General features: G+C 63.7%; 20 protein-coding genes. 13 read left to right on the top strand and 7 right to left on the bottom strand.

Annotated features, from left to right (window positions below):
- Nucleotides 1-91: 91 nt before the first annotated feature.
- The 8 genes from ACEWE8_RS17805 to dctM all read left to right on the top strand — a co-directional run bounded on the left by ACEWE8_RS17805 (nt 92) and on the right by dctM (nt 8614).
- Entirely contained in the window at nt 92-931 is an 840-nt protein-coding gene (locus ACEWE8_RS17805; protein WP_046785813.1) for a MaoC family dehydratase N-terminal domain-containing protein, read from the top strand.
- 22 nt (nt 932-953) lie between these two features.
- On the top strand, nt 954-2117 hold the full coding sequence (locus tag ACEWE8_RS17800; protein WP_046785812.1) for an acyl-CoA dehydrogenase family protein: 1164 nt from the start codon (nt 954-956) through the stop codon (nt 2115-2117).
- Nucleotides 2118-2127: 10 nt separating this feature from the next.
- Entirely contained in the window at nt 2128-3477 is a 1350-nt protein-coding gene (locus tag ACEWE8_RS17795; RefSeq protein ID WP_046785811.1) for an MmgE/PrpD family protein, read from the top strand.
- An 18-nt stretch (nt 3478-3495) separates the two neighbouring features.
- Nucleotides 3496-4695 carry a CaiB/BaiF CoA-transferase family protein gene (locus ACEWE8_RS17790; protein ID WP_046785810.1) on the top strand — a complete coding sequence of 400 codons (1200 nt, stop codon included), beginning with the start codon at nt 3496-3498 and terminating at the stop codon, nt 4693-4695.
- Nucleotides 4692-5510: a CoA ester lyase gene (locus ACEWE8_RS17785; protein ID WP_046785809.1), complete on the top strand. Its 819-nt coding sequence runs from the start codon at nt 4692-4694 to the stop codon at nt 5508-5510. Before ACEWE8_RS17790 ends, ACEWE8_RS17785 begins: the two co-directional genes overlap by 4 nt.
- Nucleotides 5511-5630: 120 nt before the next feature.
- Nucleotides 5631-6629, top strand: a complete 999-nt coding sequence (locus ACEWE8_RS17780; RefSeq protein ID WP_046785808.1) for a TRAP transporter substrate-binding protein — start codon at nt 5631-5633, stop codon at nt 6627-6629.
- A 69-nt stretch (nt 6630-6698) separates the two neighbouring features.
- A complete protein-coding gene (locus ACEWE8_RS17775) occupies nt 6699-7331 on the top strand; it encodes a TRAP transporter small permease (RefSeq protein ID WP_046785807.1) in 633 nt (210 codons plus the stop codon).
- Entirely contained in the window at nt 7331-8614 is a 1284-nt protein-coding gene (gene dctM / locus ACEWE8_RS17770; protein WP_046785806.1) for a C4-dicarboxylate TRAP transporter large permease protein DctM, read from the top strand. The genes ACEWE8_RS17775 and dctM overlap by 1 nt, the downstream gene beginning before the upstream one ends.
- Before the next feature lie 56 nt (nt 8615-8670).
- Here the strand turns inward: dctM and ACEWE8_RS17765 are convergent, their stop codons facing one another.
- Nucleotides 8671-9552, bottom strand: coding sequence for a LysR substrate-binding domain-containing protein (locus ACEWE8_RS17765; RefSeq protein ID WP_046786376.1), 882 nt, complete (start codon nt 9550-9552; stop codon nt 8671-8673).
- Between the two features lie 44 nt (nt 9553-9596).
- Nucleotides 9597-11345 (bottom strand): gamma-glutamyltransferase, encoded by a 1749-nt coding sequence (gene ggt / locus ACEWE8_RS17760; protein WP_046785805.1) that lies wholly within the window; start codon nt 11343-11345, stop codon nt 9597-9599.
- Nucleotides 11346-11833: 488 nt separating this feature from the next.
- Between ggt and ACEWE8_RS17755 the strand changes: the two genes are divergently transcribed.
- The gene (locus ACEWE8_RS17755) at nt 11834-13192 is read left to right on the top strand and encodes an 8-oxoguanine deaminase (protein WP_046785804.1); all 1359 of its coding nucleotides are present in this window, start codon (nt 11834-11836) and stop codon (nt 13190-13192) included.
- Nucleotides 13193-13258: 66 nt separating this feature from the next.
- Here the strand turns inward: ACEWE8_RS17755 and ACEWE8_RS17750 are convergent, their stop codons facing one another.
- From ACEWE8_RS17750 to nhaA, 4 genes are all read right to left on the bottom strand, one after another.
- Nucleotides 13259-13984 (bottom strand): anti-sigma factor domain-containing protein, encoded by a 726-nt coding sequence (locus ACEWE8_RS17750; protein WP_046785803.1) that lies wholly within the window; start codon nt 13982-13984, stop codon nt 13259-13261.
- The gene (locus ACEWE8_RS17745) at nt 13981-14529 is read right to left on the bottom strand and encodes a sigma-70 family RNA polymerase sigma factor (RefSeq protein ID WP_046785802.1); all 549 of its coding nucleotides are present in this window, start codon (nt 14527-14529) and stop codon (nt 13981-13983) included. The genes ACEWE8_RS17750 and ACEWE8_RS17745 overlap by 4 nt, the downstream gene beginning before the upstream one ends.
- Before the next feature lie 105 nt (nt 14530-14634).
- The gene (locus ACEWE8_RS17740; RefSeq protein WP_371926683.1) at nt 14635-15150 is read right to left on the bottom strand and encodes a DUF3455 domain-containing protein; all 516 of its coding nucleotides are present in this window, start codon (nt 15148-15150) and stop codon (nt 14635-14637) included.
- 146 nt (nt 15151-15296) lie between these two features.
- A complete protein-coding gene (nhaA, locus tag ACEWE8_RS17735) occupies nt 15297-16655 on the bottom strand; it encodes a Na+/H+ antiporter NhaA (RefSeq protein ID WP_046785800.1) in 1359 nt (452 codons plus the stop codon).
- 400 nt (nt 16656-17055) lie between these two features.
- On the opposite strand from nhaA, the gene mrdA reads away from it, so the two are divergent.
- The 3 genes from mrdA to ACEWE8_RS17720 all read left to right on the top strand — a co-directional run bounded on the left by mrdA (nt 17056) and on the right by ACEWE8_RS17720 (nt 21591).
- A complete protein-coding gene (gene mrdA / locus ACEWE8_RS17730; RefSeq protein ID WP_046785799.1) occupies nt 17056-18948 on the top strand; it encodes a penicillin-binding protein 2 in 1893 nt (630 codons plus the stop codon).
- Nucleotides 18949-19046: 98 nt separating this feature from the next.
- Complete coding sequence (locus ACEWE8_RS17725) at nt 19047-20354, top strand: substrate-binding domain-containing protein (RefSeq protein WP_046785798.1); 1308 nt, start codon at nt 19047-19049, stop codon at nt 20352-20354.
- A gap of 172 nt (nt 20355-20526) precedes the next feature.
- Complete coding sequence (locus tag ACEWE8_RS17720; RefSeq protein WP_046785797.1) at nt 20527-21591, top strand: TerC family protein; 1065 nt, start codon at nt 20527-20529, stop codon at nt 21589-21591.
- A 62-nt stretch (nt 21592-21653) separates the two neighbouring features.
- Here the strand turns inward: ACEWE8_RS17720 and ACEWE8_RS17715 are convergent, their stop codons facing one another.
- Nucleotides 21654-22883, bottom strand: a complete 1230-nt coding sequence (locus ACEWE8_RS17715; RefSeq protein ID WP_046785796.1) for an acyl-CoA dehydrogenase — start codon at nt 22881-22883, stop codon at nt 21654-21656.
- 139 nt (nt 22884-23022) lie between these two features.
- On the opposite strand from ACEWE8_RS17715, the gene ACEWE8_RS17710 reads away from it, so the two are divergent.
- Nucleotides 23023-23949, top strand: coding sequence for a LysR family transcriptional regulator (locus ACEWE8_RS17710; protein ID WP_046785795.1), 927 nt, complete (start codon nt 23023-23025; stop codon nt 23947-23949).
- Nucleotides 23950-23971: the final 22 nt, after the last annotated feature.

The raw sequence follows: 23971 nt of genomic DNA, 5'->3' as shown, positions 1-23971 counted from the left end.
CATGAACGCTGCCTTACATAAATGCAAATTCACAGAATGCCAGGTGCCTCGCATGATCGCTGCATAACAACAAATGCAGAGGCCAATGGTTATGACTGCTACGCACCCGCCCACGGATTACAGCGCCTGGACCGGCCGCACGGAAGAGGCCGTCGATGAGCTGAGCCGCAACCTGATCAAACGTATCGCCGCCACCTTCGGCGAAGCCGCCCCCGCCGTGGGGCAGCCCCTGCCGCCGCTATGGATGTGGTGCTTTTTCCAGGAACCGGTGGCCGAAACGCTACTGGGCAGCGATGGTCACCCGGCGCGCGGCGGCTTTCTGCCCCCCGCCGATAACCGCAACCGCATGTGGGCCGGGGGCCGTGTCGAGTTCATTTCCCCGCTCAAGGTCGGCGCCGAGGCCCATCGCCTGTCGACCATCGTAAATATCGAGGAAAAGCATGGGCGCAGTGGCGCATTGCTGTTCGTCACGGTGCGCCACGAGTACTCCCAGCAGGGCGAACTGTGCGTACGTGAAGAGCAGGATATCGTCTACCGCGAACCGAACCCACCCAAACTGAGCAGCGCCGCGCCAACCGCCCCAGGCGACTGGAGCGAGGCCGTCACGCCCTCCCCGACTCTGCTGTTCCGTTACTCCGCCGTCACCTTCAACGGCCACCGCATCCACTATGACCACCCCTATGTCACCGGCACCGAAGGCTACGCCGGCCTGGTCGTGCACGGCCCCTTGATCGCCACCCTCACCCTGCGCGCCTTCCTGCGCGCCAACCCTGGCAAGCGCCTGCGCCAATTCGCCTATCGCGGCGTACGCCCACTGACCGTGCCCACGCCATTCGAAGTGGCCGGGCGCATCGGCGCACCGGGCCAGGCGCAACTGTGGGCCGGCAATGCCGACGGCGTGGCGCAGAGCGCCGACGTGCTTTTCGACTGAGAACTGGACAGGGGAACCCCGCATGCATACGTACGACAGTGATGACCTCAATGCCATCCGCGAAGGCGTGCGCGCCTTGTGCGCCGAATTCGACGCCAGCTACTGGCGCAAAATCGATGAAGAAAAAGGCTTCCCTGAAGCCTTTGTAAAAGCCATGACCGATGCCGGGTGGCTGTCGGCGATGATTCCGGAGCAGTACGGCGGATCGGGCCTGGGCCTGGCTGAAGCCTCGGTCATCCTCGAAGAAGTGAATGCCTGCGGTGGCAACTCCGGCACCGTGCATGGGCAGATGTACAACATGTTCACCTTGCTGCGCCATGGCAGCGAGGAACAGAAGCGCCACTACCTGCCCAAGCTGGCCAGTGGCGAGCTGCGCCTGCAGTCGATGGGTGTGACCGAGCCCACCACCGGTACCGACACCACCAAGATCAAGACCACTGCGGTGCGCCAGGGCGACAAGTACGTGATCAACGGGCAAAAAGTGTGGATCTCGCGGGTCCAGCATTCCGACCTGATGATCCTGCTGGCCCGCACCACGCCTTTGCCTGAGGTGAAGAAAAAGTCCGAGGGCATGTCGATCTTCCTGGTCGACCTGCGCGACGCCATTGGCAAGGGCCTGACCGTGCAGCCGATCGCCAACATGGTCAACCACGAGACCAACGAGCTGTTCTTCGACAACCTGGAACTGCCGGCCAGCAGCCTGATCGGCGAAGAAGGCAAAGGCTTCAGGTACATCCTCGACGGCCTCAACGCAGAGCGTACCTTGATTGCCGCCGAGTGCATCGGTGACGGCCGCTGGTTCGTCGAAAAAGCCAGCGCCTATGCCCGTGACCGCGTGGTGTTCGGCCGGCCGATCGGGCAGAACCAGGGCGTGCAGTTCCCCATCGCCGAAGCGCACATCGAAATCGAAGCCGCCGACCTGATGCGCTGGCGCGCCTGCGCCGAATACGACAGCGGGCAGAATGCCGGGGCCAGCGCCAACATGGCCAAGTACCTGGCGGCGAAGGCCTCGTGGGAAGCCGCCAATGCGTGCCTGCAAACCCATGGCGGGTTTGGCTTCGCCTGCGAGTACGACGTTGAGCGCAAATTCCGCGAGACCCGCCTGTACCAGGTGGCGCCGATTTCCACCAACCTGATCCTGTCCTACGTGGCCGAGCACCTGCTCGAACTGCCGCGCAGCTTCTGAGGGCCTGAGCATGCAACATACCCACGCCCTGGCCGGCTTTCTCGCCGACCTGCGTTACGCACACCTGCCCGGCCACGTGCTGGACCGCACTGAAGACCTGTTCCTGGACTGGCTTGGCTCGGCCCTGGCCAGCCAAGGCGCGCACCCGATCCCGCTGTTCGAGCGCTATGCCGAACGCATGGGGCCTGCGCAGGGCAATGCTCGAGTATTGACCAGCGGGCGCACGTCATCCCCCTACTTCGCTGCCCTGGTCAATGGCGCGGCCTCGCACCTGGTCGAGCAGGACGACCTGCACAACAGCTCGGTGCTGCACCCGGCGACCGTGGTGTTTTCTGCCGTACTGGCGGCGGCACAGGACCTTGGCAAGTCTGGCCAGGACCTGCTGCTGGCTGCAGTCGCCGGCTATGAAGCCGGCATCCGCATCGGTGAATTCCTCGGTCGCTCGCATTACCGCATCTTCCATACCACCGCCACTGTCGGCACCCTGGCCGCAGCAGTCGGGGTGGGTAAACTGCTGGGCTTCAACCAGGCGCAGTTCATCAACCTGCTCGGCAGCGCCGGCACCCAGGCCGCCGGGCTATGGGAGTTCCTGCGCGACGCCGCCGATTCGAAGCAGTTACATACCGCCAAGGCCGCCGCCGACGGCTTGCTGGCCGCCTACCTCACCGCCGATGGCCTGAGCGGTGCACGCAATATCCTCGAAGGCGAACAGGGCATGGCCGCCGGCATGTCCAGCGATGCCGACCCGGCGCGCCTGAGCGACCGCCTGGGCACGCGCTGGGCGCTGGTGGAAACCTCGTTCAAGTACCACGCTTCGTGTCGCCATACCCACCCCGCCGCCGATGCCTTGCTGCTGCTGATGCAGCGCGAAGGCCTTGGCCATGAACAGATCGCCAGGGTCGTCACCCGCGTGCATCAGGGTGCGATCGATGTGCTTGGCCGCGTCACCACACCTGCCACCGTGCACCAGGCCAAGTTCTCAATGGGTACCGTACTCGGCCTGATTGCAGTGCATGGCAGCGCGCAACTCATCGACTTCCGTGACCTGGCGCTCACCGACCCACAGGTCGCGAAGTTTCGCGAGCACGTCGAGATGCAACTGGACGCCGAAGTGGACGCCGCCTACCCCAAGAGGTGGCTGGGCCGCGTGGACGTTACCTGCACCGACGGCCGCAGCTTCAGCGCCGCCATCGACGAACCTAAAGGCGACCCCGGCAACACCCTGTCGCGCCCGGAGCTTGAGGCCAAGTTTCAGCGCCTGCTGGCGTATTCCGGCGCGCGCAGCCCGGCCCAGGGCCAGGCATTGATCGAGCGCGTCTGGCAACTGCGCGACGCCCGCTCGCTGGCTGATCTGCACTGAACACCAACAGGTGACCCTATGACCCAAACAACGCCCCGCCCGCTGGACGGCATCACCGTGATCAGCCTGGAGCACGCTATCGCGGCCCCCTTCTGCACCCGCCAACTGGCCGACCTCGGCGCCCGCGTGATCAAGGTCGAGCGCCCTGGCAGCGGCGACTTCGCCCGCGGCTACGATCAGCGTGTCGATGGCCTGGCCTCGCACTTCGTATGGACCAACCGCTCCAAGGAAAGCCTCACCCTGGACCTCAAGCAGGACGCCGCCGACGGTATTCTCGAGGCCCTGCTGGCCAAGGCGGATGTGCTGGTGCAAAACCTCGCACCGGGCGCGGCAGCGCGTATGGGCTTGTCGTTCGACGCCCTGCACGCCCGCTTCCCAGGGCTTATCGTGTGCGATATCTCCGGGTATGGCGAAGGCGGCCCTTATGAAAAGAAAAAGGCCTACGACCTGCTGATCCAGAGCGAAGGCGGCTTTCTCTCGGTAACCGGTGGCCCTGGCGAAAACGACATGGCCAAGGCCGGCTGCTCGATCGCCGATATCGCCGCCGGCATGTACGCCTATACCGGCGTGCTCTCGGCGTTGCTGCTGCGTGACAAGACCGGCATCGGCAGCCGCATCGACGTGTCGATGCTCGAAAGCCTGGTGGAGTGGATGGGCTACCCGATGTACTACGCCTACGACGGCGCGCCGCCTCCCCCGCGTGCCGGCGCTTCGCACTCCACCATCTACCCGTATGGGCCGTTCCCAACCGGCGGTGGCGGCACCATCATGCTTGGCCTGCAGAACGAACGGGAATGGGCCTTGTTCTGCGAAAAGGTGCTGCTTGACCCGGCGCTGGCCAGTGATGACCGCTTCAATGCCAACTTCAAGCGCTCGGATAACCGCGAGGTGCTGCGGCAGATCATCATCGAGGGCTTCGCCAGCCTGTCGCTGGACGAGGTAGTGGCACGCCTTGAAGATGCGCAAATCGCCAACGCCCGGGTCAACGACATGCACGGGGTGTGGCAACACCCGCAGTTGCAGGCCCGCGGCTGCTGGCGTGAAGTGGACAGCCCGGCCGGCAAGCTGCCCTCGCTGCTGCCACCAGGGCGCAACGCGGCCTTTGCCCCGCGCATGGACGCCGTGCCGGCGCTGGGGCAACACACCCAGGGCATCCTCGGCGAGCTGGGCTTCAGCCCGGCAGAGCAAGCCAGCCTGGCCGCAGGTGGTGTGGTATGAACAGCGTGCGCTCTGCACTGTTCGTACCCGGCAGCCGGCCTGAGCGTTTCGCCAAGGCGCTGGCGGCAGGGGCCGATGCCGTCATCGTCGATTTCGAGGATGCCGTGGAGGAACCCCTCAAGCGCCAGGCCCGGGACCACCTGGAGGCGTTCCTGCAGGCCACGCCATTGGCGTCGGTGTGGGTCCGGGTGAATGCGCCGCAGCACGCCGAGCATGCGGCAGACCTGGCCTTCTGCGCGCAGCAGCCTGGCATCGCCGGCGTGCTGCTGCCCAAGGTGGAAAACGCCGCACAGGTGGCCGTTGCCCGGCACACCGGCAAACCGGTATGGCCCATTATCGAAAGCGCCAAGGGCCTGCTCGCGCTGGAGCAGATCGCCCATGCCGAGGGGGTCGAGCGGTTGTCGTTCGGCAGCCTCGACTTGGCGCTGGATCTACACTTGAACACCGACAGCGCCGCTGCCAGGCAGTTTCTCGACCAGGCGCGCATGGCCGTGCAGCTACACTCGCGGGGTGCCGACCTGCTGCCGCCGCTCGATGGCGTGTTTCCTGCCATTGGCGACGCCGAAGGGTTGCACCAGGCAATGCGGCATGCCTACGACCTGGGGTATGGCGGGGCGTTGTGCATTCACCCCAGGCAAGTGCCGGTGATTCACGCGGCACTCGCACCCGACGCCCAAGCGCTGGCCTGGGCCCGGCGGGTGCTGGCGGCGAGCGCCGCAGCGAACGGGGCCGGTGCGTTTCAGCTGGACGGGCAGATGGTGGATGCGCCGGTCGTGTTGCGGGCGCAGCGGTTGTTGGCACAGGCGTCCGGTTGAACTGGGTTGGCGTTCGGCTATACCGAATGCCGCCTTACACAAATGCTAATTCACCACACGCAAGCCATTGGTCCATCGTTACATCCATCCTCCTACAAAAATAAATCTGAGGTGACATCGATGTTCAAGCTGACCCAAGCGCTGTTCTGCGCCGCCGCAGTGTCCATGGCCGGCCTTGCACAGGCTGCCGATCCGATCATCATCAAGTTCGCCCACGTGGTGGCCGACAGCACGCCCAAAGGCCAAGGTGCACTGATGTTCCAGAAGCTGGTGGCGGCGGACCCGCAGCTCAAGGACAAGGTCAAGGTCGAGGTCTACCCCAACTCGTCGCTGTTCGGCGACGGCAAGGAGATGGAAGCGCTACTGTTGGGTGATGTACAGATGCTGGCGCCTTCACTGGCCAAGTTCGAGCACTACAACAAACAGGTGCAGATCTTCGACCTGCCGTTCCTGTTCGACGACCTGGCGGCCGTCGACCGCTTCCAGCAAGGCCCGCAGGGCAAGGCACTGCTGACCTCGATGGACGACAAAGGCATCCACGGCCTGGCCTACTGGCACAACGGCCTCAAGCAGCTGTCGGCCAACAAGAAAGTGATCCTGCCCAAAGATGCCCGCGGCCTGAAATTCCGCGTGCAAGCCTCCAGCGTGCTCGAAGAGCAGTTCAAGGCGATCCGTGCCAACCCGCGCAAGATGAGCTTTGCCGAGGTTTATCAGGGCCTGCAGACCGGCACGGTCAATGGCACCGAAAACACCTGGTCGAACTACGAAAGCCAGAAGGTCAACGAGGTGCAGCCGTTCTTCACCGAGACCAACCACGGCCTGATCGACTACATGGTGATCACCAACGCCAAGTTCTGGAACGGCCTGCCTGAGGACGTACGTGGCGAGCTGCAAACGCTCATGGACCAGGTCACCGTCGAGGTGAACAAACAGGCCGAAGCCCTCAACCAGACCTCCAGGCAGAAAATCATCGATGCCAAGACCAGCGAGATCGATGCCCTGACTGCCGAGCAGCGCCAGCAATGGCGTGAGGCCATGCGCCCGGTGTGGGACAAGTTTTCCGATCAGATCGGCGCTGACTTGATCAAGGCAGCCGAGGCCGCCAACAAGGCTTCCTGACAGCCGCCCGCCCTGCCCCGGCCACCTGTTGCACAGGTGGCCAGCCCTCTCTCTGTCTGGAGAATTCCTATGCAATCGCTCAGGCGTGTCTGGGAGCACTTCGAGGAGGGCATGATCGCCCTTCTCCTGGCGGCCATGACCTTGGTGACCTTCGTCTACGTAGCACTGAACAACCTCTATACCGTGTTCTACACGCTCAGTGACCACTGGGCTTTTGCCAGTGACCTGCTGCTGGGCATCGGCGACCACCTGATGGGTTACGCCCAGGAAATGACCTGGAGCATCGCCCTGACCAAGGCGCTGTTCGGCTGGCTGATCTTTTTCGGTATTGCCTATGGCGTGCGCACCGCCGGCCACCTGGGGGTCGACGTACTGGTGCGGCGCACCCGCAAACCAGTGCAACGGGTGCTGGCGATGATCGCCTGTGCCTGTTGCCTGGCGTATGCCGGGCTGTTCCTGGTGGCCAGCATCAAATGGGTAAGCGCAGTGCTGGTGGCCGGCATCGGCGCCGAAGACCTGGACCGCTATGGCATCAAGGTTGGCCATATTGCGCTGATCGTGCCCTTCGGTTTCGCCTTGGTCATTGTCCGCTACCTGGAGATCCTCTATCGCCTGTTCACCCATCGCCAGTATGGCCTGGGCCTGGCCGACGAGGCTGCAGAGGCGAGCAAGCTGGCCAACCCGGGTGAGGAGCATCACTGATGACGGTTATCTGCCTGTTCCTGTTGTTGTTCGTGTTCATGTTCCTGGGCGTGCCGATCGCAATTTCGCTGGGCTTGTCGGGCGCACTTTCAATCCTGATGTTCAGCCAGGACTCACTGAGCTCGCTGGCGATCAAGCTGTTCGAGACCTCCGACAGCTACACCTTCCTGGCCATCCCGTTCTTCCTGCTGTCGGGCGCGTTCATGACCACCGGTGGCGTGGCCCAGCGGCTGATCGACTTCGCCAACGCCTGTGTCGGGCACATCCGTGGCGGCCTGGCCATTGCCGCAGTGCTGGCATGCATGCTGTTCGCCGCGTTGTCGGGCTCGTCGCCGGCCACGGTCGCGGCGGTGGGCTCGATTGCCGTTGCCGGCATGGTGCGCTCCGGTTACCCCCGCGAGTTCGGCGCGGGGATCATCTGTAACGCCGGCACCCTGGGCATCCTGATTCCGCCATCGATCGTCATGGTGGTGTACTCGGCGGCGACCGAAACCTCGGTAGGCAAGCTGTTCATGGCCGGTGTGGTGCCAGGCATCCTGCTGGGCCTGGCGCTGATGGTGACGATCTACATCGTCGCCCGGATCAAGAAACTGCCCGCACAACCTCGTGCCAGTTTTGCCGAATGGTTGAGCACCGCCAGGCGCGCGTTCTGGGGGCTGTTGCTGCTGGTGATCATCCTGGGCGGCATCTACAGCGGCATGTTCACCCCCACCGAGGCGGCCGCCGTGGCAGCGGTGTACTCGGCGTTCATCGCGCTGTTCGTGTACAAGGACATGCGCCTGCGCGACTGCCCGAAGGTGTTGCTGGAGTCGGGCCGGCTGACCATCATGCTGCTGTTCATCATCGCCAACGCCATGTTGTTTGCCCATGTGCTGACCACCGAGCAGATCCCTCAGCAGATCACCCAGTGGGTGATGTCCGAAGGCCTGACGCCGATCGGTTTCCTGATCATGGTCAACGTGGTACTGCTGGTGGCGGGCAGCTTCATGGAGCCGTCGGCGATCATCCTGATCCTGGCGCCGATCTTCTTCCCGATCGCCATGAAGCTTGGGATCGACCCGATTCACCTGGGCATCGTCATGGTGGTGAACATGGAGATCGGCCTGGTGCATCCGCCGGTGGGGCTGAACCTGTTCGTGACTTCAGCGGTGACGGGCCTGACGCTGGGGCAGACGATTCGCGCCGCACTGCCGTGGCTGTCGATCCTGCTGCTGTTCCTGGTGCTGGTGACTTACGTGCCGTTCATTTCGCTGGCACTGCCGCAGTGGCTGGGCATGCCGTAATGCACTGACCTTCCGGGCCCCATCGCCGGCACGCTGGCGACGGGGCCGTACAGGCTTCAGATCCCTCCCCCCTCCAGCACCTGCGACATCACCTGGGCCAGTGCCGTGACCATCACATCCGCCGTCGGCCGGTGGACGATGACGATTTCGTAGCTGTCCACCTCCGGCAACCCGTGTTGCTTGCCAAGCACCCGATGCTCAGGGGTCGCCGCCCGTGGTGGCAACAGGCTGATGCCCATGCCGTCGGCCACCGCGGCCTGGATGCCACTGAGGCTGGAGCTGGTGAAACTGATGCGCCAGCGCCGGCCCATGCCTTCGATGGCGGTGATCATGTCATCGCGGTACAACCCGCGTGGCGGAAAGGTCACCAGCGGGATCGGGTCGAGCTCGAAGGACGGCATGCGTGCACTGTCGATCCACTGCAGGCGCTCGGGCCAGCACGCCACGCCTTCGCGGCTGTTGCGTCGCTGCTTGAGCAATACCAGGTCAAGTTCGCCGTTGTCATAGGCCTGGCTGAGGTCGCGGCACAGGCCGCTGGTGACCTCCAGCTTGACCTGCGGGTGCAGCCGGCTGAATGCCGACAGCGCGTTGGTGGTGCGCCCGCCAACGAAATCTTCGGGAACGCCCAAACGGACGGTGACGCCGACCATGGCACCGGCCAAGGCTTCGAGCATCTGGTCGTTCAATGCCAGCATGTGCCGGGCGTAGCCGAGCAAGGTCTGGCCGGCGTCGGTCGGCAACACGTCACGGTTACCGCGCACCAGCAGGCGGTGGCCGACCATGTCCTCGAGACGCCGGACTTTCTGGCTGATGGTCGATTGCGTCGAATGCAGGCGTGCGGCAGCGGTGGTGAAGCTGCCACAATCGGCCACCACGACAATGGCACGCAGCAGGTCGAGGTCGAACAGAGCCCTATTCGATTTAACGCTGATAGACATCCTGGTATTCAACTTTTGAATGACAAGGTTGTCTTCTACCACGGCTAATCGCCAAGCGCCACACCTTCGCGCCGCGGGTCGGCGCCCCCCGCCCAGCCTGCGCCGGTACGCTGGATGATCTGCATGCCGCTGGTCATGGTCATGGGCGTCACCTCATGGCCCCAGGCCGCCAATTGCCGGACCAGCGCCGGGCTGATCAGCCCGGCTTCCACTTCGGTACCGGCGTTACGGCTGCCGAAGTTGGGCAGGTTGCTGGCCTGTTGCGGGTCGAGCCGCCAGTCCAGCAAACCCACCAGCGCCTTGTTCACGTAGCCGATGATCTGCGAGCCACCGGGTGATCCGAGGCTGGCCACCAGTTCCCCGGACGCCTGCGAAAACACCAGGGTCGGGGCCATCGCCGACAACGGCCGCTTGCCCGGTTCAACCCGGTTGGCAACGGGCTTGCCCTTCTCCTGTGGGATGAAGGAAAAGTCGGTCAACTGATTGTTCAGCAGGAAGCCCTTGACCATCAGGTGCGAACCGAACGCCGCCTCCACCGAAGTGGTCATGGCCAGCGCCTGACCGCTGTCATCCACCGCCGAAAGGTGCGAGGTGGAGATGCGCAACGGCGAACGGTCCGGGGCCAAGGCCAGGTCCGCGCCCTGCGGCTTGCCCGGCCGCGCATGTTTCATGCTGAAGTCGCCGATCAACTCGGCCCGCCCGGCCAGGTACCCCGGGGCGGTCAATGCCTTGAGCGGTATCGGCACATAGTCGCTGTCGGCCAGGTACTGGGCACGGTCGGCGTAGGCCAGCCGTTCGGCCTCGGCGATCAGGTGAACGGCCAGCGGCGCAGGCTCAAGGCCTGCCGGCGAAGCACTGACGCTGGGCGGCAGCTTCGCAAGGTCGCGTTGTGGCATGGCGTGCTGCAGCGCCTCGAGGATGCCCAAGGTCTGCAGCACGGTCACTGCACCTGACGATGGCGGCGGCATGCCGCAGATCTGCCAGGCCTTGTAAGGGCCGCATAACGGCGTGCGCTCCTTGGCCTGGTACTGGCGCAGATCCTCCAGTGACAGGAGCCCGGCATTGGCATGCGCCTGTACCTGGGTGACGATCGCTTCGGCAATTTCACCGGTATAGAACGCATCGACGCCCTGTTGTGCGATGCGTTCGAAGGTGTGGGCAAGTTCGGGGTTGCGCAGCAGCGCACCCACCGCCAGCGGCTGGCCGTGCTCATCCAGGAAATAGCGGGCCATGGTGGGTGAACCGGCGATGAAAGGGTCACCCGCCAGCAACGCATGCAGGCGCTCGGACACAGGGAAGCCACTGCGCGCCAAGGCAATGGCCGGCGCGAACAGTTGATGCCACGGTAGCTTGCCATGTTGCTCGTGCGCCATTTTCAAGGCGCGCAGCACCCCAGGTACGCCTACCGAGCGCCCGCCGATCTGCGCTGCGCGGAACGGCATCGGAGTGCCGTCCGGTTGCAGGAACAGCGTTGGCGTCACTGCGGCCGGCGCGGTCTCGCGGCCGTCGAATGCCTGTACCCGTTTGCCGTCCCAGTACAGGATGAACGCCCCACCGCCAATGCCGCTGGACTGCGGCTCCACCAGGGTGAGTACCATCTGCATGGCAATTGCCGCATCGATGGCACTGCCACCGGCGCGCAGCATCGCCCGCCCGGCTTCGCTGGCCAGCGGGTTGGCAGCCGCCACCATGTGCCGGGTGGCGTGAACCGGTTGCAGGCCGGAGCGGTAACCTGACCCAAGCTCCGGGGGCGCGGGCAGCGGCTGGTCGGCCCAAGCCCATTGGCTGGCCAGGGCACAGGGTGCTGATCAATCGGGTTGACGATGGCATTGGTGGCGTCCTGTCGAAGTGCATGCCTTGGGCACCCAACATAAACCAGGCCATGTACTGCGCAAAGCGCCGCGGCACCACCTCGACATTCAATGCAGAATTTTTCGTATACAAAAATGAACATTTCTGGTTACATCAACCCGCGCCTACGACAGTGGTAATCGCCGCTGCGTATTGCGACAGGCTAAAGCCATGCATTACCCCTATCTGCTCAATCCCTTCGAGCGCCCTCTGCGAATCGACGCATTCGCCGTTCACCCGTCGCCCTATGCACCCATCCGCCGTCTCGCGCCTAGTCTTCGTGACTCAGCGGTGTCGGCGCGTGCGCGGCTGCGCTGACTGGCCCTGCTGCCAACGCCGTGTTTTCCACACCGAGCCTGGTTGCCCTCGAGAAAAAACCAGGTGTCCGCACTGACGAATTGCACCCCGCCCTTGGCGGGAAGGAATACCTATGCCCAAGACTTTGCTGATAACGAACGCCGAACTGCTGGTGACGATGGACGGCGAGCGCCGCGAGATCAGACGCGGCGGCCTGTTCATAGAAGACAACCTGATCAAGCAGGTCGGCCCCAGCGACGAGCTGCCCCAGCACGCCGACGAGATTCTGGACATGACCGGCAAGGTGGTCATCCCGGGGCTGGTCAACACCCACCATCACATGTATCAAAGCCTCACCCGCGTGGTCCCGGCGGCCCAGGACGGTGAACTGTTCAACTGGCTGACCAACCTTTACCCGATCTGGGCACGGTTGACGCCCGAGATGATCGCGGTATCGACCCAGACCGCGATGGCCGAACTGATTCTCTCCGGCTGCACCACCTCCAGCGACCACCTGTACATCTACCCCAATGGCTGCAAGCTCGACGACAGCATCCACGCCGCCGGGGAAATCGGCATGCGTTTCCATGCTGCACGCGGCAGCATGAGCGTGGGCCGCAGCCAAGGCGGGCTGCCGCCAGACTCGGTGGTGGAAAAGGAAAGCGACATCCTCAAGGAGTCGCAGCGCCTGATCGAGGACTACCACGACGCCAGCCATGGCTCGATGCTGCGTGTGGTCGTGGCGCCCTGCTCGCCGTTCTCGGTCAGCCGCGACCTGATGCGTGAAGCGGCGGTGCTGGCACGCAACTACGGGGTTTCGCTACACACCCATTTGGCTGAAAACGTCAACGATATCGCTTACAGCCGCGAAAAGTTCGGCATGACCCCTGCCGAATACGCCGAGGACCTGGGCTGGGTCGGCCACGATGTGTGGCACGCGCACTGCGTGCAACTCGACCAGCACGGCATCGAGCTGTTCGCCCGTACCGGCACCGGCGTGGCTCACTGCCCATGCTCAAACATGCGCCTGGCCTCGGGTATTGCACCGATCCGCAAGATGCGCGACCACGGGGTGCCCGTAGGCCTGGGCGTCGACGGCTCGGCCTCCAACGATGGCGCCAGCATGATCGGTGAAGTGCGCCAGGCGCTGCTGCTGCAGCGTGTCGGCTTCGGCCCTGATGCGATGACCGCACGCGAAGCGCTGGAAATCGCCACCCTCGGCGGTGCCAAGGTGCTCAACCGTAATGACATCGGCGCCTTGGCGCCGGGCATGGTCGCCGACTTCGTCGCCTTCGACCTCGGCCATGTCGCCTACGCAGGCGCACACCATGACCCGCTTGCGGCCTTGGTGTTCTGCACTCCGACTCAGGTCGATACCAGCGTGATAAACGGCCGTGTAGTGGTCAAGGACGGCCGCATCACCACCGTCGACCTGCCGCTGGTGCTGGAGCGCCACAACCAGTTGGCCCGTCAGTTGGTTACCGGCGATTGATAGCGGCCTGCAAGCCTGTAGAGCGGCGCGCAGGCGCCGCTTTTACTGCCCCTGTGCAAGGCGCTGTCAAAGCACCTTCACCGCTCGACCGATGAACTGCACAGGCCCGGTTGGGCGTCCGGTCGGCGAGCCGCCCGCTCTTTCCAGGGTCAGTTCGAACAGTTGGTTGGGCTCCAGGGGAGGCAGGTCATGCGCGGGCACGCGATATTGCTCGCCAGGTTTGACCAGGCCCAGCGACAGTGGCGCCTGCCACTGTTCGCCCTTGGTCCAGAACTGCAGCACCTTGTCGCTCGGTACCGCGAACTGCCCCAAGGGAATCAGTTGAATGCTGCGGGCATCGCTTGCCTGTACCACCCACCCCGGGGCACTGTCTGCCGGCGCAACCAGCACCACAAGGTAGGAAGGCTCCGGTGCCTTGGCGGTCAGCAGCGTGAAGGCCAACAGCAGGCTGGCAACCAGGCCTGCACCCGCCAGGCCTTGCCATAGCACCAGGCGATGCCACCAGCGCCTTGGCTGTGCTGACGCCGCCTTGCGCTGTGGCTGTGACTGTGACTGTGCATCGACGCTGCGGCTGATACGCCCCCACAAACGTGGGCTGGGTGGCAAAGGCTCAGCGAGTGCGTTCAACGCCAATAGCCGCTGCTCCCAGGCATCCACGGCACCACGCAACTGCTGATCCCCCGTCAGGCGCTGGCGCACGGCCTCATGTTGTTCGGCCGACAAGGTACCCAACACATACTCCCCGGCCAACTCATCAAGTGCCTCGGCGGTTTCGCCCAGTGGCTTCTTCATCCCATGCACTCCCGCAACGCCTTCAGGCTGCGTTTGATCCAGGCTTTGACGGTACCCAACGGTGTGTTCAGCAACCCGGCGATTTCGGCATGGCTGCAACCGTCGACATACGCGTGCAGGATGCACAGCTTGCGTGAGGGTTCCAGTTGCTCAAGGCAACGGTGAACCTTGGCCGAGTCCGCCATAAGATCGATATCACTCGCGAAGGGCAACGGTACTTGTGCACTGTCAAACGCCCCTTCATCCAGCACGACTTCGCGCCGTGTGTCGCGTATGTAATTGAGCGCCAGGTGCCGGGCCACGCTATAGATCCAGCCCCGCGCAGACCCGCGCGCAGGGTCGAAGCTGGCAGCCCCGGACCATATCCGAATGAAGGCATCGTGCAGGATGTCTTCTGCTGTAGCGTGGTCGCGGGCGATACGGCGCACCACACCTAGCAGGCGTGCGCCCTCCTCCTCGTAGAGTGCATGCAGCGCTCGGCGGTCTCCCCGTGCGCAGGCTTCAAGGCAACGCTGAAAGTCGAAAGGGGGCAAAGGTGAGTTCACTGCAAGGTCAGCCCTATAGTCCCTGGACGGTTCCCCCAGCCATCGGGCCGGGGGGCTGTCGATCAGCGTAGACGCCAGTGGCTCACCTGCCTATGCGCACTGCCATCATTTTGCCGCCCAGAAGATATAGTCAGCCTGGTAATCAACGATTTTGCGCTCACCTTTGTTTTGCATCGAGCAGGCAGTTGCCGGCGCAACACCGCCGCGGGTGGCAACGCGCTGGATATAGCTCACACCGGTCATGGCCCCTTTACCTTCGGCCGGGCTGGCCTGAACCAGCTGGTAAGGCAGGTCGCCCTTGGCCGCTGGCGCCACGGCCAATTGGGTGCCGGTGACCTTCGAGCCGTCTTTGGCCTGCCAGGTGGCGGGCGGCCCGAAATAGTCGCCCACCGCCTTGCCAGACCTGTCCTTGAGTACCGCTTTGGGGCCGACGAATGTCCACTCGGTCTGGCCGGGGGCATTGGCTTTGTCGCGGCATTCGTAGGTGACCTGGCCCACACCGACGGTTTCCAGCATGACGGCGTGGCCATCCGGAACCTTGACCGCGTCGGGCAACGCGGATTGAGCGTGAGCGGCTTGGCTGGCCACGATCAGGACAAGACCGCCTGTGAGCATCAGCATGGTAACTGGGCTGTTCATGGTGCAAATCTCCTGGCGAGTAATCGACAGCGCGAAGTCGCGCTACCTGTAATACCCGCCAGGTTGCAGATTGGATGCACCTGTAGAAAAAAATTGTGCATCCACCCGTACGTTGCCCGGCTTGCCTGTCAGCCTACCTGGGCCGGTGCCGTCTTGGCTGCCTTGCGCAGGCTCCACACACCCCATGCCAGGCCGATCACAGCAGCAATGACCGAGCCCGACAGTACGCCAAGCTTGGCCGCACCCAGAACGCCAGGGTCAGAGAACGCCAGGTTGGCAATGAAGATCGACATGGTAAAGCCGATGCCTGCCAACAGCCCGATCAGCGTGATGCCGTGCCAGGTAACGCCCGCCGGCAACGCGCACCAGCCCAAACGTACCATCAGCCAGCTGATCGTCACGATACCCAACGGCTTGCCCAGGACCAGCGCCACAGCGACGCCTGTCATCACCCAGTGAGGACCATCGGCAGACAGGTCGACACCAGACAACCCGACACCGGCGTTGGCCAGGGCGAACAGCGGCATGATCGCGAAAGCCACCCAAGGGTGCAGATGGCCTTGCACGCGCAGCACTGGGGCGACCAGCTCGCGCTGCGCCACACGCAGGTTTTTCAGCGGGCTCATGAGTTCGCTGTCATCGATCTGCGGTGCCTTGGCGCGGCCGAGCAGGTCGTCGGTGAAGCGGGTGACGGCCTCCAGTGGGCGCTCGCCCAAAGGCATGGCCCGAACCGGTGTCATCAGGCCAAGCACCACGCCCGCCAAGGTGGGGTGGGCACCGGTCATCAACATGCCCAGCCAGGTGATGAACCCGGGGATGATGTAGGCATAGGCCGAACCGACACCTATCTTCTGCAGGCCGAGCACCAGCAGCAGGCCGATGGCGGCGACGCCGAAACCGCTGTAATCCAGGCCACCGGAGTAGAAGAAGGCAATGATCAGCACCGCGATGATGTCGTCGATGATCGCCAGGGCGAGCAGGAACACCCGCACATTGGAAGGGATCGACTTGCCCAGCAGCGCCAGCACACCCACTGCAAAGGCGATGTCTGTGGCAGTCGGCACTGCCCAACCCTCTTGCGCGGGAGGCGAATGATTGAACGCCAGGTAGATGAGCGCGGGTACCACCACACCGCCGACAGCCGCCGCCATCGGCAGCGTGGCCTGGCGCAGGCTGGACAGCGCGCCTTCATGAATTTCGCGACGGATCTCCATACCGACGACCAGGAAGAAGATGGTCATCAGGCCGTCGTTGATCCAGAAATGCAGTGACTGGGAATAGACCAGCGAGCCGACACCGAAGCTTATCGGCGTGTGCCAGAGGGCGTCATAGCTTTCGGCAGCGGGCGAATTCGCCCAGATCAGTGCTGCAACGGCGGCGATCAACAGTACTACGCCGCTCACGGCCTCGATATGCAGAAAGCGTTCGAAGTTGGCGAATGCGCGTTGGGCAATTTGCTGGGCACGGGGCATTACGTGTTTTTGCATGGGCACAAGAACTCCCGCACGGCGGCCCGACCTGCGTAGTTATTTAACCTGCGTCACTGCGTCATGCAGCTAGCACCCGCGGGCATTCTAACCAAATGGCCTGCCCCAGTCATCCATTCACCGTCTCAAGCCGGCCAAGTCAGGTGAATGAACAAATCTTCATACAGGCCTTCAGCGCCCTGATGCCGGGATGAAACGCCGGATACCCGGCTTCGCGCATCGCACCTGTCTTGAGGCGCGCCCCCGGCACGCGTAGCATCGCCGCCCCGCATCCTTGTGGGAGCCGGCTTGCCGGCGATTCGAGTGCATGGCACTCGTCTACATCCATGTTGGCTGGCCTGGCGTAGTCGCCGGCAGGCCGGCTCCCACAGGTTTGCGCTCAACCGACACACCACCGCCCATGCCCCAACCGATCCCCCTCAAGGACCACGAAAAGGAAAAGCACCTGGTCAACCGCCGGCTCCTGGCTTGCGCTGCCCTGGTCTTCAGCCTGGTCGCCGTGCTGATCGGCCGTCTCTACGTGCTGCAAGTGCTGCAACACGACCAGCAAAGCGCGGTATCGGAAAACAACCGCGTGCACGTACTGCCCATCGCCCCCGAGCGCGGGCTGATCTACGACCGCAACGGTGTGGTGCTGGCCGACAACAAGCCCAGTTTCGACCTGACCATGACCCGTGAGCGCGCCGGCGACTCGGCCAAGGTGCTCGACACCCTGACCCAGGTCCTGAGCTTGGGCGAGGATGACCGCAAGCAGTTCGACAAGGACCTGCGCCGTGGACGCAAGCCGTTTGAACCGGTCACCCTGATGGTTGGCCTGACCGAGGAGCAGATCGCCCTGGTAGCGGTCAACCAGTTCCGCCTGCCGGGCCTGGATGTAGAACCGCAGTTCATCCGTGAATACCCGCTGGCCGAGCACTTCGCCCATTCGGTCGGCTACGTCGGGCGGATCAACGAAAAGGAAGCCAAGACCCTCGACAGCACCGAGTATCGCGGCACCCAATCGATCGGCAAGACCGGTATCGAACACTTCTACGAAAGCCAGCTGCACGGCCACGTCGGCTACGAGGAGGTCGAGACCAATGCCCAGGGCCGGGTGATGCGCGTGCTCAAGCACCAGGCCCCTACACCAGGCGAAGACATTGTGCTGAGCCTCGACGCCCACCTGCAAGTGGCTGCAGAAAAAGCCTTGGGCGACCGCCGTGGGGCGGTGGTGGTGCTCGACCCGGCCAACGGCGACGTGCTGGCGATGGTCAGCAACCCCAGTTTCGATCCCAACCTGTTCGTCAAGGGCATCAGCTTCAAACAGTACGCGGCCCTGCGCGATTCCATCGACCGGCCGCTGTTCAACCGCGTGCTGCGCGGGCTGTATGCACCGGGGTCGACGATCAAGCCGGAAGTGGCCATCGCCGGCCTCGACAGTGGCGTGATCACCCCCGGCAGCCGGGTGTTCGACCCCGGGTACTACGAGCTGCCCAACTACGAACACAAGTACCGTAACTGGAACCGCAGCGGCGATGGCTGGGTAGACATGTACACCGCCATCATGCGCTCCAACGATACCTACTTCTACGACCTGGCGCACAAGCTCGGCATCGACCGCCTGCACGACTACATGGCCGAATTCGGCCTTGGCCATAAGGTCTCGCTGGACATGAACGAAGAGGCTTCGGGTTTGATGCCGTCTGCCCAGTGGAAACGCGCCACCCGCCGCCAGGCCTGGTACCCCGGCGAAACGCTGATCCTGGGCATCGGCCAGGGCTACATGCAGGTCACCCCGCTACAACTGGCCCAGGCCACCAGCCTGCTGGCCAGCAAAGGCGTTTGGCACCGCCCGCACCTGGCCATGACCGTGGGGGGTGAAACCCCGGTGGACCCGAACCCGATGCCCGACATCGTGCTGCACGACCGGCATGCCTGGGACCAGGTCAGCCAGGGCATGCAGATGGTCATGCACGACCCGCGCGGCATTGCCCGCGCCGCCGCAGCCGGCGCCCAATACCGCATCGCCGGCAAGAGCGGCACCGCGCAGGTGGTGGCGATCAAGCAGGGGGAGCGCTACAACCGCAACAAGACCCTGGAGCGCCACCGCGACAACGCCCTGTTCGTCGGCTTTGCACCTGCCGAGCACCCGAGCGTGGTGGTGGCCGTGATGATCGAGAACGGCGAGGCCGGCGGCCGGGTGGCCGGGCCGGTCGTGCGCGAGGTGATGGATGCTTACCTGCTGGATGACCAAGGGCACCTGAAACCGCAGTATGCCGGTGGTGCAGTGCCCAAGCAGGCTCCGCACACCTGAGGCAGCCCGACAGCTTAGCGCTGGCACGCCCATGGTCACATTTCGGTCACGCCACTGTCGTAATCTGCCGGGCAACTCTGTGCCAAAGGTCGCCCGGCATGCTCCGTCTGTTGCTCTTGCTGCTTCCCCTGCTCCCCCTGACGGCCGTGGCCGAGCCTGTGCAGCTGCGCGTGCAAGGTTCCAACACCATCGGCGCGGCCCTGCTGCCTGCGCTGGTGCAGGGGCATCTTTGGGCACAGCAGGCAACGGCGATCGAGCAACGGCCAGGCGCTGTGGCAAACGAGACCGTGGTAACCGCCGTTGACGCCCAGGGCCAGCCTCTGCGCATCGACATCGCGGCGCACGGCTCGAGCACCGGCTTTATCGCGCTTGGCCGTGGCGAGGCCGACCTGGCCGCAGCGTCTCGCCCCATCAACGATGCCGAGGTGCGCCAGCTCAAGGCGCTGGGTAACTTGCGTGCAGCCGGTGCCGAGCAAGTGATCGGTCTGGATGGTGTTGCAGTGTTCGTCCACCCCGATAATCCCCTGCCACAGCTCACCACCGAACAATTGGCACACATCTTCTCGGGGCGGATCCAGTATTGGGAGCAACTGGGCTTGGCAGGCGGCCCGATACACCTCTATGCACGCGACGACCGCTCCGGTACCTTCGAGACCTTCAAGGCACTGGTGCTGGAACCGCACCGCAGTGAACTGGCCCAGCAGGCGCAGCGTTTCGAATCCAGTGATGAGTTGGCCGATCGGGTACGTACAGATCGCCAGGCCATCGGGTTCAGCAGCCTGGCAGCGGTGCACGGAGCCAAGGTGCTGGCGATCGCCGAAGGCGATGCGCCAGCCATGCTGCCGGACCGCCCGCTGGTGGCGAGCGAGGATTACCCCCTGTCACGCCGGCTGTACTTCTATTTGCCCGCCAACGCCAAACCCCAGGCCAGGGCCTTGGCAGAATTCGCCCAAAGCCCTGCCGGCCAGGCCATCGTCGCCGAGCAAGGGTTCGTCTCACAGCAGGTCAAGTCCCTGGCCGTACCGGCGCAGGTCGACATGCCGCCGCGCTACCGCAACTTGGCGCAGAAGGCCCAGCGCCTGAGCGTCAACTTCCGCTTCCAGGAAGGCAGTGCCAGCCTCGACAACAAAGCGCTGCGCGACATACAGCGCGTCGCCGACTACCTGCGCCAGGCCGGCAAGCTGCACAGCAAGGCGGTGCTGGTCGGCTTTGGCGACACCAAGGCAACACCGGGCCGTGCCGCCCTGCTCTCGCGCCTGCGAGCACAGGCGGTACGCCGTGAGCTGGCGCGCGATGGCGTCGAAGTGCTGGAGGTGACCGGCATGGGCGACGAGTTGCCGGTTGCGGGTAACGAGCTGGAACAGGGACGCTTGCGTAACCGCCGGGTGGAGGTTTGGGTGTACTGAGGCAGGCAGCCGCGCACAGGCTCAGGCAAAAATTTGTAACAGCGCGCCATTCGGCATCACGGGGAAATGGGTCTAGGCTCAAACCCATGTGATACCGGGCCCCTCTGACGGCTACCGCGCCGCCATGTCGGATCACTGTTGCCATGCAACGTCGACAATCAAGGAGGGGCTCATGACAGCTCTACACACATTTCTCACAACACCATTCCTCGGTACCAGCACCTGGTTGTGGCTGGTGTTCATGGCCATCGTCATCGGCCTGCTGGTACTCGACCTGGGCGTGCTGCACCGCAAAGAACGTGAAATCGAAATGCGCGAAAGCCTGCTGCTGTACTCGGGCTATTTCAGCGTGGGCGTGCTGTTCGGCGCGTGGGTCTGGTACCAACTGGGCGCGCAGTCGGCGCTTGAGTTCTACACCGGTTTTTTGGTCGAACAGTCCTTGTCGATGGACAACGTGTTCGTCATGGCGATGATTTTCGGTTTCTTCGCCATCCCCCGTCGTTACCAGCATCGGGTGCTGTTCTGGGGCATCTTGGGGGTGGTGTTCCTGCGTGCGATCATGATCGGCGTGGGCGCAACACTGGTGCAAAACTTTGAATGGGTGCTGTACATCTTCGGGGCATTCCTGCTGTTTACCGGGGTAAAAATGGCGTTTTCGAAAGAAGACAGCCACCCCGACCTGGCCAACAACCCGGTGCTCAAGTTTGTCAGGCGGCACATGCGCGTGACTGACCAGATTCACGGTTCACACTTCTTCGTGCGCCTCACCCCGCCAGGCGAGAGCAAGGCATTGCGCTATGCCACACCGCTGTTCCTGGCGCTGGTGCTGATCGAGCTGGCCGACCTGGTGTTTGCCGTCGACAGCGTGCCTGCAATCTTCGCCATCACGCAGGATCCGTTCATCGTCTACACCTCGAACATCTTTGCCATTCTTGGTTTGCGTTCACTGTACTTTGCCTTGTCGGCATTGATGCACCGCTTCGTTTACCTCAAGTACGCACTGGCGCTGGTGCTGATTTTCATCGGCTGCAAGATCTTCTACCACGGCATGGTGGGCAAGGTGCCGGCACTGCTGTCGCTGGGCGTGACGTTCGGGTTGTTGCTCGGTGGGGTGGTGGTGTCGCTGATCAAGACGCGTGGGCAAAAAGCGGGCATGGATGAAGCGCAAGGGGAACAGCCCCCATCCGCGCAGACCAAGAGCGCCAAAAAGGAAGAAGACCCGCAATTGCGGGTCTGACCTTCCCTCTCCCTGAAGTTTTGCTTACAAAGATACTCAAAAACAGTTCGTCGAGCGGGCCCTCACCGCCCGCTACGCAACATTTCCACCGGCACATACTTGCCGATCTCATACTTGCCAATCGCCGCCCGGTGCACCTCATCCGGCCCGTCAGCCAGGCGCAAGGTACGCTGCATCGCGTACATGTACGCCAGCGGGAAATCCCCACTCACCCCTGCCCCACCATGGAGCTGAATCGCACGGTCGATCACCTTCAATGCGACATTCGGCGCCACCACCTTGATCTGGGCGATCTCACTGCGCGCCACCTTGTTGCCGACCGTGTCCATCATGTACGCCGCCTTGAGGGTCAGCAGCCGCGCCATGTCGATTTCCATGCGTGAGTCAGCGATCTTGTCGACATTGCCGCCCAGCCGTGCCAGCGGCCGGCCGAACGCTGTGCGCTCGACGGAGCGCCTGCACATCAGCTCCAGCGCCCGTTCGGCCATGCCCACCGAACGCATGCAGTGGTGAATACGGCCTGGGCCCAGGCGCCCCTGAGCGATCTCGAAGCCGCGCCCCTCACCAAGGATCACGTTTTCGTAGGGCACACGCACGTTCTCGAACAACACCTCGGCGTGGCCATGGGGTGCGTCGTCGTAGCCGAAGACGGGCAACGGCCGAACGATCTTCACCCCCGCTGCGTCGGTCGGCACCAGCACCATCGAGTGCTGCTGGTGGCGCGGGCCATCAGGATTGGACAGGCCCATGAAGATCATCACCTTGCAGCGCGGGTCGCAGGCCCCGGAGGTCCACCACTTGCGGCCGTTGATCACCCACTCATCACCGTCACGCACGGCAGTGGCGGCCATGTTGGTGGCGTCCGAGGAGGCCACGTCCGGTTCGGTCATGGCAAAAGCCGAGCGAATCTCGCCCCGCAGCAGAGGCTCCAGCCACTGGCGCTTCTGCGCCTCGCTGCCATAGCGCACCAGCACCTCCATGTTGCCGGTGTCCGGCGCCGAGCAGTTGAAGGGCTCCGGCCCCAGCAGCGAGCGGCCCATGATCTCGGCCAGGGGCGCGTATTCCAGGTTGCTTAGGCCGGCACCGTACTGCGACTCGGGCAGGAACAGGTTCCACAGGCCCTCGGCGCGGGCCTTGGCCTTGAGTTCTTCCATGATTGCGGTGGGCTGCCAGCGGTCACCCTCGGCGACCTGGCGCTCGAACACCGGTTCGGCGGGATAGACATGGGCATCCATGAATGCAGTGACGCGCTCGCGCAGAGCCTGGACCTTGGGTGAATAGGCGAAATCCATCGGGGCTACCTTCACGGTTCGAAGTACATGGGCAGAGCCTAGAGCAGTGCAACTCAATCCACCTAGTCTATTTTCTGCGTGTATAAACATTCATAACCGATATATGATCGGCCGATAATTCCAACAAAGAGCGGCGCCCATGAACCTCAGCAAGGTCGACCTGAACCTGTTCATCGTCTTCGATGCGATCTACACCGAAGCCAACCTGACCCGCGCCGGGCAGATCGTCGGTATTACCCAACCAGCGGTGTCAAACGCTCTCTCGCGCCTGCGCGAAACCTTCAACGACCCTTTGTTCGTGCGCACCGCCCAGGGCATGGTGCCCACCCCCATGGCGCAGAACATCATCGGCCCGGTGCGCAACGCGTTGGCGCTGCTGCGCACCTCGGTGCAGGAAAGCCGCATCTTCAACCCGCAGCAGGCCAACAAGACCTTCCGCATCAGCATGACCGACCTTACCGAAGCGGTGATCCTGCCCCCGCTGTTCCAGCGCCTGCGGCGGCTGGCGCCTGCGGTGCTGATCGAGAGCTTCCTGTGCAAGCGCCGCGAAACTACCAAGGAGCTGGCTGCAGGGCGCCTGGACTTCGCCGTCGACGCACCCTTGAACACAGATCCGCAGGTGCGCCATGTCAAGCTGATGCAGGACCGATACGTCTGCGCCCTGCGCCAGGGCCACCCGCTGGCCGACGCCAAACTCACCGTCGAGAGCTACCTGGGCATGACCCATATCCATATTTCCAGCCGTCGAAACGGCCTGGGTTATGTCGACCTGGCGCTAGGCAAAATGGGCGTGCAACGCAAGGTCGCCCTGCGCTCGCAACATTACCTGATGGCTTCACAGGTGCTGCAGCAGACAGACATGGCGATGACCGTGCCAGAACGGTTTGCCCGTCGCCACCAATTGCGCTACCAGCCCTTGCCGGTGGAAGTGCCTGCGCTTGAAACGCACCTGTACTGGCACGAAAGCACCGACCAGGACCCGGCCAACCGCTGGATGCGCGAGCAGATCATCGAATTGTGCCAACGGGTGGTGGCGGAAGAAGAACGGGCGCCGGAACCCGTGTGATCCCTCCTGCACCCTCTAAATG

Origin of the sequence: Pseudomonas sp. TR47, assembly GCF_044143025.1 — a bacterium.
GTDB lineage: Bacteria > Pseudomonadota > Gammaproteobacteria > Pseudomonadales > Pseudomonadaceae > Aquipseudomonas > Aquipseudomonas putida_E.
Note: the sequence above shows the minus strand (reverse complement) of the source record. Positions and strands in the feature narration are given on the sequence as shown.